The sequence below is a fragment of the Oscillibacter sp. genome (genome assembly GCF_028693505.1).
Lineage (GTDB): Bacteria > Bacillota > Clostridia > Oscillospirales > Oscillospiraceae > Oscillibacter.
The window spans coordinates 1-9,568 of record NZ_JAQUVF010000045.1; the positions used below are offsets into that span (position 1 = coordinate 1).

Below are 9,568 nucleotides of genomic sequence, written 5' to 3' on the forward strand. Positions count from 1 at the left end.
CTTAGTCTCTTGACAATTCTAAGGGTAGCGGTTATTTCAGGTGCTGACAATGGCTCACTTTTATGCCATCTGGGGTGCTAACTTTTTCGAGACCTTTTGCGATACTTTCATTTTACCGAAAACACCTAAAAAGTTGATAAAATGACTTTTCATGTGAAAATACCCATGCTATACTGGTAAAAGATGTGGCAAACCGCCGCAGAAAATCTATGGACTGGGAGAGAGCATGTATGAGCAAACAAGGCCGTGCTGCGCGCTGCTGCCCCAAGATCGGTATGCGCAATCTCAAAACCTCACTGGCCGCCGCGCTTTGTGCGCTGGTGTATTATTTTTTTGACCGCAGCCCCGCGTTCGCCTGTATCGGCGCAATTTTTGGAATGGGCAGCGATCTGGAGCAGTCAAAGCTCCATGGCGGCAACCGCCTGTTCGGCACCATGATCGGCGGGCTTCTGGGAATGGCGCTGTTTCGCGTCTATCTGATTTTTTATCCGGAGGGCGGGCGGTCGCTGCTGCTGGTGCCGCTGGTGTTCATCGGCACAGTGCTGCTGATTATTTTGTGCCAGTTTTTCTGGGTGGGCGGTGTGCAGCCCGGTGGCGTCGTGCTGTGCATTTTGCTGTTCAACACGCCGGTGGATAGCTATGTGAGCTATGCCCTCAACCGTATTTTTGATACGGCCATCGGCGTGCTCGCGGCGCTGGCGGTCAACAGCATGTTTCCCGGCGGATTTACCTTTGAGTGGATGGAGCGCCTGTACGGCCGGTTTACCAAAGCCTGTGAAAAAGGAATGGGGCATCTTTCGGAGGATTGATACCAAACTGCAAGCAGACCCGGCCAATTGGCCGGGTCTGCTGTTTTTTGGAGAAAATGGGAGGGCATAGTTCTCCGGTAGGGAGAATCATGGGGAAACGGGAGTGCGGGGCGATTTCTTCGCCGTCTTGCTTTGAGAAAAGGCGGCGTGAATGGCGCTTGCGGGGCAGGCCGCCTGACAGGCGCCGCAGCGGATGCACTCGGCATCAGCCGGTCGCTCCGTGATCCGAACGTCCATTTTGCACACCCGCTCGCAGGCACCGCAGTGGGTGCATTTTTGCGCATCCACCCGCATTTGATAAAGGCTGAACCGGTTTAAAAGCCCGTACAGCGCGCCCAGCGGGCAAAGATACTTGCAAAACGGGCGATACAGCAGAATCGCTGCCGCCAAAACCGCCAGCGCTACCGCCAGCTTCCACGAAAAAAGAAATCCCACTGCGCCGCGCAGGGCTTCATTTTTAAGGAGGAGGGGAATGCCGCCCTCCAGCGTGCCGGCGGGACAGAGGTATTTGCAGAAAAAGGGCGCGCCAATGCCAAAGGCGTCCGTGAGGACCGCCGGGAGCAGGAGGACCGCCGCGAGGGAGAGGTACTTGCCCCAGCGCAGGGACCGGTCCAGCCGCCGGGGAAGGGACGGCTTGGGGGAGGGGATCTTGTGCAGCAGGTCCTGCAAAAAACCGAAGGGGCAGAGAAAGGCGCAGATCAGTCGGCCCAGCAGAACTCCGAAGAGGAGGATCGTGCCAAGCACGTAGTAGGAAACGGTTCGTCCCGCTCCGCCGATGACGGCTTGCAGGGACCCGATGGGGCAGGCACCCAGCGCGCCGGGGCAGGAGTAGCAGTTCAGCCCCGGCACGCAAATGTGTTTGGCGTTCCCCTTGTAGATCGTTCCGGTCAAAAAGCCGCCCAGATGCGCGTTTTGCGCCAGCGTGGCAAGCAGTTGAAAAAAGTGTCGTTTTCCTTGTCTCATCAGCCCACCCCAATGCATTCAAAACAGATGCTCACGGCCTTTTGCATCACATCGACTGCTTCCCCGGAAAGGACGCCCAGTGCGATCAGCGCCACCGCCGCGGCCAGCAGGGCCGCTGTTGTCCACCGCGGCATGTTCACAGCGCGAAGAGATCGTTGAGCGCTTCCGTCATGGTGGGATGGGTGTAAATGCGATCCCGCAGGACCGTGTAGGGGAGGTCAAAGTCCATGGCCAGCTTCACGAGGTTGATGAGCTCGTAAGACTCCGGGCAAAGGAGCGCCGCGCCGAGGATGCGGCCGCTTTCCGCGTGGACGATGGCCTTCAAAAAGCCCTCGGTGTGCCGCAGGACCTGCGCCTTGGGCACGGCGGCGGTGGGCAGCTTGAGGACCCGGATGGGAAGATTTTGCGCGGCGGCCTGCTGCTCCGTCAGCCCTACACGGCTGAGGGGCGTGGCCATAAAGACGCTGTACGGCACGTTTTGCCGGTCGTCCCGGGTGCGCTCCCCCCCGCCCAGCTGGGAGAAAACGATGCGGAAGTCGTCCAGAGAGACGAAGGTGAATTGGGGGCCGCCATTCACGTCGCCCATGGCCCAGATGCCCGGCGCGGTGGTGCGCAGGAGACTGTCCACCTGCACGGCTCCTCTGGCAGTCAGGGCCACGCCCGCCTTTTCGGCCTGCAATCCCGTGGTGGCGGGAGTGCGGCCTGTGGCCACGAGCACCGCGTCCGCTGTGAGGGAGCGCTCCGCGCCATCCTGCAAATAAGTCACGGTGCCGCCCTCCAGACGCTGCGGCTTGGCGCCCAGCAAAAAGCGGACGCCCTGCCCTTCCAGAATGCTGCGCACTGCCTCCGCCACGTCCCGGTCCTCCTTCGGAAGGAAGGCCGCACCGTCCTGGAGCACCGTGACCTCGGAGCCGAAGCTTGCGTACAGGGAGGCAAACTCCATGCCGATGTAGCCCGCGCCCAGCAAAACAAGACGCCGGGGGAGACGGTCCTCCTCCATCAGACCCTCGCTGGTATAGACCGCCGGATTTCCGGCAATGCCCGGAATTTCCGGCACAAGGGGGGTGGAACCGGTGTTGATGAAAATTTGCTCCGCTTCCAGCAGGGCGGTGCCGCCGTCCGTGAGCGTCACCTCTACCTGATGTTCGGAGAGAAAGCGGGCAAATCCGTCCAGAATGGTCACGTTGGGAAGATCGTGCAGCTTATCATAGTTCTTCCCCCGCAGCAGCCCGGTCACGCGGCGCTTTTCCGCAATGGCGGCGGCGTAGCGCTCCGCCTTTTCCTCGTAAGACGCCTGCGGATGCAGCGCGGACGCCGCCGCGCTCGTTACCAGCGACTTGGAGGGGATGCAGCCCACGTTGATACAGGTCCCGCCGTACATTCCCCGGGATTTTTCCACTAGAGCAACCGATTTCCCCTGCTTTGCCAGAGCGCCCGCCAGCGTTTTACCGGCCTTTCCAAAGCCCAGAATGATGGCATCGTAGTTCATGTTGTCTCCTTCTTTCGATCAAAAATTTGATGGGTAAGGTCGCCAATGGTCATGCTTTCCAGCGTTTCCATGCATTGGCGGTTCAGCTGTCCGTAAATTCCGTCCATGATCGCCCCCATGCCGGAGGAAATGAGGCACTCCCGGTCCATATCGCCGGAGCGCCAGGACATGGAAAGCGGCTCCTCCTCCAGCGAGCGAAGGACCGTGCCCAGTGTGACGGCGGCAGTTTCGCCGCCGCAGCGGTAGCCGCTGCCCTGCCCGCGAACAGACTCCGCCAGTCCCGCGCGGTGGAGCTTTGTCATCACCTTGCGCACCCGGGCGGGATTGGTGCAGATGTTGTCCGCCAGCTCTTGACTGGGGGTGATGCGTCCGGTATGCAGCAAATACACCAGCGCGTGTACCGCCAGAGGAAATTCCGCCGTCATGCGTCTACCTCCGCCAGCAGCGCGTCCACGATCTCACCCCATGCCTCGCCGCTGCGCGCTCCCACATAGACCTTGCCCACCTGCTCGCCGGTTTCATCCACAAAGAAGGTGGTGGGCACGCCGCTCACCGTGTTCAGCTTGGCGGAAATCAGGTCGGCGGAGGGCATCAGATGGAGGTAGCTTGCGCCGGTCTGCTCCACCAGAGCGCGGGCCGCTTCCACCCGCCCCTGCTGGTAGCTTCCGTCCGAATTTTGCAGCACGTCGGTCACGATGCCAACCACCTGCACGCCTCGGTCCGCATACTCCGCAGCCAATTGGCCCAGCTCCGGCAGCTCCCGCAGGCAGGGACCGCAATAGGTGGCCCAGACATTGACCATGGTCAGGGTGTGGCCGGAGAAAATGGACGCATCCCGCGCAACGCCGCTTAGATCGTACGCGGCAAAGGAGGAGAGGGTGCCCGCTGTTTCCTCGACTTCCCATGGGCCGCTTTCGGTTTCGTAGGTCCAATCCCGAATGCCGCCGAAGTCATAGAGATTCGTATACCCCAGCGATGCAAGCTTTTTGGCCGCCTGGGCGCTGCGGTTGCCGCTGCGGCAATAAATCAGGATTTCCGTGTCCAGAACCGGAAGCTGGGGGGGACGGGTGTCCCCAATGTCCTCGTTGGGCAGGAGGATCGCGCCGGGAACATGGGCCTCGGCGTATTCTTCCGCCGTCCGCACATCCAAAATGACCCGCGCCGCGCCATCCTGCATCCGGGTGTGGGCCTCCTCGGCGGTGAGCTTGCCCACAGTCGCCGGGGAAGGGGCGTCCTCTGACGCCTGGGCACTGTCACCAGCCACAGTGCCGCCGCCGACAGCGCCGCAGGCGCTCAGGGTCATAACCGCGGCAAGGAGAAATGGAAAAAGTCCTCTTTTCATAAAGGTTACCTGCTTTCTTGTTTTAATGTAATTATATTAGTTACATTAAAAAAGTCAAGAGCTTTTGCGAAAAAATTTTTGCACCAAAGAAAGAGTAGCGGAGAAGCGGGGGCGCACGCCGGACCCATGGAGAAAAAAATCCGCTTTCTGACCCCGTTTGGAGTCAGAAAGCGGATGGATGGAGCGGGACGAAAGCGGTGGGAATCAGCCGTCCACACGTTTCCATTTGGAGTCGGCGGCGTCAATGGCGGCCTTGAGTTGGGACATGGTTTTGCTGGCCATGCTGTCGGCCCCCGCCGGAGGCTGATACCAGTATCCGTTGTAATAAACGTAGTTGGCGCTCCAGTCGTTTTTGGCGTCGATCGAGTCGTTTTTGTTGGCGTAGACGATGACATCCTCCGCGCCCTTGAAATCCGGCTTTGAGGCGTTGGCCATCACCTTGGAATAGTAGGTCTTTCCGTCGATGTTCACGGGGACCCAGCCGCCGCTGGCGTTGTAGGTGAGCTTTCGAACCTCCTCGTTGCTCAAATAGTTGAGGCTGTACCCGCTGTATCGGGGGTCTTGCCGGAGTGCGTCCAGCGCCGCCTTGGCACTCTTGCCCTGCGCAATCAGATCGTAGTAGGCCTGCACAAAGTTGCCGGCAAACTTCTGCATGGTGATCTCGGCGGCGATGGTGGCCTCGGCGTGCTCGCTGCACGTGATTTCCAGCGTGTCGGCGTCGGTGTTGAAGCGGTAGGTGAGGGTGCCGCGGCTCGGGCAGGTCAAGGCCGTGCCCAACCCGTCCTCCCCGGACACCATGCCGGATAGCGCGGCGGAATCCGCACCGGATGCCCGGGAGAAAAAGTCCTCGCTTGCCATGCATTCCATGGCAAACGCGCGGATGACCTCGTTGCGCTGGGCGGTGCATTTGGTGGAGCGGGTTTTTTCCACATAGCGGACATATTGGGGCGTCACCACGGCGGAGAGCACGCCGAGGATGGCAATGACGATGATGAGTTCCACCAGAGTGAATCCCGTATTCTTTTTTTGATTCTTGTTCTTCATAGGCACCCTTCGTTCCATTTTTCTGGAGAAAGTATTTAAATGATACACCTTTTCGACAAAAAAAGCAACTCCGGTTCCAGCTGGAACCGGAGTTGCTTTTTTAGAAACGGTTATTTCTGCGCGGCCGCTTCGTTGTTGCACTTGATGGCGGCCTGTGCGGCAGCCAGCCGGGCGATGGGAACCCGGAAGGGGGAGCAGGACACGTAATCCAAGCCGGTGCGGTGGCAGAATTCCACGGAGGCGGGGTCGCCGCCGTGCTCGCCGCAGATGCCCAGATGCAGCGTGGAATTGGTGGAGCGGCCCAGCTTGCAGGCCATGTCCACCAGACGGCCGACGCCGGTCTGGTCCAGCTTGGCGAAGGGATCGTTTTCGTAGATCTTCTTGTCGTAATAAGCGCCCAGGAACTTGCCGGCGTCGTCCCGGGAGAAGCCGAAGGTCATCTGGGTGAGATCGTTGGTGCCGAAGGAGAAGAAGTCGGCCTCCTTGGCAATCTCGTCGGCGGTGAGCGCCGCCCGGGGAATTTCGATCATGGTGCCCACCAGATACTTCATGGAGGAACCGGCGGCGGCGATGATCTCATCGGCGGTCTTGACCACCACGCCCTTGACGTATCGCAGCTCCTTCACCTCACCTACCAGAGGAATCATGATCTCGGGAACCATGTTCCAATCGGGGTGTCTGGCCTGCACGTTGAGGGCGGCCTTGATCACGGCCCGGGTCTGCATGGCGGCAATCTCCGGATAGGTGACGGCCAGACGGCAGCCGCGGTGACCCATCATGGGGTTGAACTCATGCAGGGAGGCAATAATATTTTTGATATCCGCAACGGTCTTGCCCAGATCCTTTGCCAGCAGTGCAATGTCGGCCTCATCCGTGGGAAGGAACTCGTGCAGGGGGGGATCCAGGAAGCGGATGGTGACAGGGCAGCCCTCCATGGCCTCGTAAATGCCCTCAAAGTCGCCGCGCTGCATGGGCTCCAGCTTGGCAAGGGCCTTCTCCCGCTGCTCCACAGTCTCGGAGCAGATCATCTCCCGGATGGCGGGAATGCGGTCCTCGTTGAAGAACATGTGCTCCGTGCGGCAAAGGCCGATGCCCTGCGCGCCGAAGGTGCGGGCCTGGGCGGCATCGTAGGGGGTGTCCGCGTTGGTGCGGACCTGCAAACGGCGGTACTTGTCACACCAGCCCATGACCCGGCCGAACTCACCGCCGATGACCGCGTCCACCGTGGGGATGGCGCCGTCGTAAATCTTGCCGGTGGAGCCGTCCAGACTCAGCCAGTCCCCCTCGCGGAAGGTTTTGCCCGAAAGCTCGAAGCATTTGCCCTCTTCGTCCATCTTGATGGCGGCGCAGCCGGACACGCAGCACTTGCCCATGCCGCGGGCCACCACGGCGGCGTGAGAGGTCATGCCGCCCCGGACGGTCAGGATGCCCTGGGCGGCCTTCATGCCCTCAATATCCTCGGGAGAGGTCTCCAGCCGGACCAGAACCACCTTCTCGCCGCGCTCGGCCCATGCCTTGGCGTCCTCGGCGGTGAACACGATCTTGCCGCAGGCAGCGCCGGGAGAGGCGGCCAGAGCGGAGCCGATGACGGGGGTCGCCTTGAGCACCTTACCGTCAAACTGGGGGTGGAGGAGCGTATCCAGAGAGCGGGGCTCGATCATGGATACGGCCTTTTCCTCGGAAATCTGCCCCTCGTCCACCAGATCGCAGGCGATCTTCAAAGCGGAGGCGGGGGTGCGCTTGCCATTGCGGGTTTGCAGCATGTAGAGCTTGCCGTTTTCCACGGTGAACTCCATGTCCTGCATGTCGCGATAGTGGTCCTCCAAAATGGCGCACACCTTCTGGAACTGGGCAAAGGCCTCGGGGAACTTCTCTGCCATCTGGCTGATGGGCATGGGGGTGCGGACGCCCGCCACCACATCTTCGCCCTGCGCGTTGGTCAAAAACTCACCGAAGAGCTTCTTTTCGCCGGTGGCGGGGTTGCGGGTAAACGCAACGCCGGTGCCGCAGTCCTCGCCCATGTTGCCAAAGGCCATGGACTGCACGTTGACGGCGGTGCCCCAGGAGTAGGGGATGTCGTTGTCCCGGCGATAGACATTGGCGCGGGGGTTGTCCCAAGAGCGGAAAACGGCCTTGATGGCGCCCATCAGCTGCTCCTTGGGGTCGCTGGGGAATGCCTGCCCGATCTTGGACTGGTACTCGTCTTTAAACTGACCGGCCAGGGTTTTGAGATCCTCGGCGGTCAAATCCACGTCCAGCGTGACGCCCTTTTGCGCCTTCATCCGGTCAATGAGCTGCTCAAAGTATTTTTTGCCGACCTCCATCACAACGTCGGAGTACATCTGGATAAAACGGCGATAGCAGTCATAGGCCCAGCGGGGATTGCCGGACTTTCTGGCAAGCACCTCCACCACAGTTTCGTTGAGGCCCAGATTCAAGATGGTGTCCATCATGCCGGGCATGGAAGCTCTGGCGCCGGAACGCACGGAAACCAGCAGGGGATTTTCCAGATCACCAAATTTTTTGCCGGTGATCTGCTCCATCTTTTCGATGTATTCCATGATTTCGGCCATAATACCGTCGTTGATCTTCTGGTCGTCCTCATAGTACTGGGTGCAGGCCTCCGTGGTGATGGTGAAGCCCTGAGGCACCGGCAGACCGATGTTGGTCATCTCGGCCAAATTCGCGCCTTTGCCGCCCAAAAGCTCCCGCATACCCGCATTGCCTTCCGTGAACAAATAACAATACTTTTTGCTCATTTTCTTTCCTCCGTCTTTTGTCACTGCCGCAGTGGCAAGTAATCGATTATCTAAAACGACTATAATATTATAATAGGTAGTTTACTGGAAAACAATGCATAAATACAATAAGAAACACCGGAAAAATGTAACAAATGTGACGAAAAACCCGTAAAAAACGAAAGCGCTCCGGGGGATTTTGCCCACGCGGTACACTTTCCGGTAAAACAAATTTTATTGCAGGTCCTGACCGAGCATATATTTCCGCAGCGGCGCATAGAGAAGGGCCGCCACGACCAGCGTAATCACGGTGTTTGGCAGCATGTAGGAACCGTTGTAGACAAGGGAATAGAGGGAGGGGCTGGAAAATGTCCAGTTCAAAAACGCGGTTGGGGCCAAAATTTTGTAGACGGTGACGCCGCTGATGTAATGCACGAGAAAGCGGCAGGTGCAGCCCAGGGCAGTCCCCGCGAAAATGCCCCACTTTTTCCCCTTGAACAGACCCGCGAGGCCCAGCGGGGTAAATGCCACCAGATAATCCAGCAGCATGGACTGCCAGCCCCAGGCGTAGGCGCCGTCAAAGATCAGCTGCAAAAGGCCGAAGGTGAAGCCCACCATCAGCCCCGGGGTCAGACCCCAGCGGACGGCAAAGAGCAAAATAGGGAACATGGCCACGGTGATGGAGCCGCCGTTGGGCGCCTCCGCCAGCTTGAGGTAGGCGAGGATCTGGGAAAGGGCCACCATGATGGCTCCCTCGCACAGCATCCGCACGCGCAGGTGGGATTTGTTCGTCATAATCGAGACCTCCAAAAAAAAGTACCGCAAGCCTACAAACGGGCTTGCGGTACGGAGAAACGAGATTCGTTCACTTCCTACGCCGGCATTACCCGGATCAGGTTCAAGGGACCGGAGGCTGCTGCATCGCCTCACATCTCAGCCGGAAAAAGCTTCCAGCGCCCCTGTGTTTGATTGTCTTGCGGTCGGAACAATTCTATGCGCTTTTAGGGAGTTTGTCAAGAGTGGGCGCGCTTTCCGCCTTCCCATTTCCAAAAAGCTATGCTATAATAACCCCAAAGCGGCTATGATATGCGCATCCGCCCACGCTGTGGGCAGGCGCTTAAATTAAAAAACATATAGTACAGCGGCGCTTTGCGCCTGTGCTATACGAACCGCGAAGCGGCTA

Annotated in this window: 9 protein-coding genes and 1 riboswitch; of the genes, 1 reads left to right on the plus strand and 8 read right to left on the minus strand. The window is 59.3% G+C overall.

The genetic code is table 11. The features are described from left to right. Positions 1 to 230 precede the first annotated feature (230 nt). Positions 231 to 809, plus strand: a complete 579-nt coding sequence (locus tag PHI30_RS09915; RefSeq protein WP_300027264.1) for an aromatic acid exporter family protein — start codon at positions 231 to 233, stop codon at positions 807 to 809. 87 nt (positions 810 to 896) lie between these two features. On the opposite strand, the gene PHI30_RS09920 is transcribed toward PHI30_RS09915, so the two are convergent. The 8 genes from PHI30_RS09920 to thiT form a co-directional block, all read right to left on the minus strand. Next, the gene (locus PHI30_RS09920; RefSeq protein WP_300027267.1) at positions 897 to 1,772 is read right to left on the minus strand and encodes a 4Fe-4S binding protein; all 876 of its coding nucleotides are present in this window, start codon (positions 1,770 to 1,772) and stop codon (positions 897 to 899) included. Continuing rightward, the gene (locus PHI30_RS09925) at positions 1,772 to 1,906 is read right to left on the minus strand and encodes a CD1871A family CXXC motif-containing protein (protein WP_300027269.1); all 135 of its coding nucleotides are present in this window, start codon (positions 1,904 to 1,906) and stop codon (positions 1,772 to 1,774) included. The genes PHI30_RS09920 and PHI30_RS09925 overlap by 1 nt, the downstream gene beginning before the upstream one ends. A 2-nt stretch (positions 1,907 to 1,908) precedes the next feature. After that, positions 1,909 to 3,261 (minus strand): FAD-dependent oxidoreductase, encoded by a 1,353-nt coding sequence (locus tag PHI30_RS09930; protein ID WP_300027272.1) that lies wholly within the window; start codon positions 3,259 to 3,261, stop codon positions 1,909 to 1,911. Then, a complete protein-coding gene (locus tag PHI30_RS09935) occupies positions 3,258 to 3,686 on the minus strand; it encodes an Rrf2 family transcriptional regulator (protein WP_300027275.1) in 429 nt (142 codons plus the stop codon). Before PHI30_RS09935 ends, PHI30_RS09930 begins: the two co-directional genes overlap by 4 nt. After that, positions 3,683 to 4,603: a rhodanese-like domain-containing protein gene (locus PHI30_RS09940; RefSeq protein WP_300027277.1), complete on the minus strand. Its 921-nt coding sequence runs from the start codon at positions 4,601 to 4,603 to the stop codon at positions 3,683 to 3,685. The genes PHI30_RS09935 and PHI30_RS09940 overlap by 4 nt, the downstream gene beginning before the upstream one ends. Before the next feature lie 204 nt (positions 4,604 to 4,807). Next, the gene (locus PHI30_RS09945) at positions 4,808 to 5,647 is read right to left on the minus strand and encodes a prepilin-type N-terminal cleavage/methylation domain-containing protein (protein WP_300027280.1); all 840 of its coding nucleotides are present in this window, start codon (positions 5,645 to 5,647) and stop codon (positions 4,808 to 4,810) included. 110 nt (positions 5,648 to 5,757) lie between these two features. Further along, the gene (gene ppdK / locus PHI30_RS09950) at positions 5,758 to 8,406 is read right to left on the minus strand and encodes a pyruvate, phosphate dikinase (protein ID WP_300027282.1); all 2,649 of its coding nucleotides are present in this window, start codon (positions 8,404 to 8,406) and stop codon (positions 5,758 to 5,760) included. A 213-nt stretch (positions 8,407 to 8,619) separates the two neighbouring features. Beyond that, positions 8,620 to 9,180, minus strand: a complete 561-nt coding sequence (gene thiT / locus PHI30_RS09955; RefSeq protein WP_300027286.1) for an energy-coupled thiamine transporter ThiT — start codon at positions 9,178 to 9,180, stop codon at positions 8,620 to 8,622. A 57-nt stretch (positions 9,181 to 9,237) separates the two neighbouring features. Next, positions 9,238 to 9,356, minus strand: a riboswitch (TPP riboswitch). Positions 9,357 to 9,568: the final 212 nt, after the last annotated feature.

Excerpts from the sequence above, each read along its gene's own strand:
- PHI30_RS09940 (WP_300027277.1), bottom strand. The coding sequence starts at position 4,603 with ATGAAAAGAGGACTTTTTCCATTTCTCCTTGCCGCGGTTATGACCCTG.
- thiT (WP_300027286.1), bottom strand. The coding sequence starts at position 9,180 with ATGACGAACAAATCCCACCTGCGCGTGCGGATGCTGTGCGAGGGAGCC.
- ppdK (WP_300027282.1), bottom strand. The coding sequence starts at position 8,406 with ATGAGCAAAAAGTATTGTTATTTGTTCACGGAAGGCAATGCGGGTATG.
- PHI30_RS09915 (WP_300027264.1), top strand. The coding sequence starts at position 231 with ATGAGCAAACAAGGCCGTGCTGCGCGCTGCTGCCCCAAGATCGGTATG.
- PHI30_RS09945 (WP_300027280.1), bottom strand. The coding sequence starts at position 5,647 with ATGAAGAACAAGAATCAAAAAAAGAATACGGGATTCACTCTGGTGGAA.
- PHI30_RS09925 (WP_300027269.1), bottom strand. The coding sequence starts at position 1,906 with ATGCCGCGGTGGACAACAGCGGCCCTGCTGGCCGCGGCGGTGGCGCTG.
- PHI30_RS09935 (WP_300027275.1), bottom strand. The coding sequence starts at position 3,686 with ATGACGGCGGAATTTCCTCTGGCGGTACACGCGCTGGTGTATTTGCTG.
- PHI30_RS09930 (WP_300027272.1), bottom strand. The coding sequence starts at position 3,261 with ATGAACTACGATGCCATCATTCTGGGCTTTGGAAAGGCCGGTAAAACG.
- PHI30_RS09920 (WP_300027267.1), bottom strand. The coding sequence starts at position 1,772 with ATGAGACAAGGAAAACGACACTTTTTTCAACTGCTTGCCACGCTGGCG.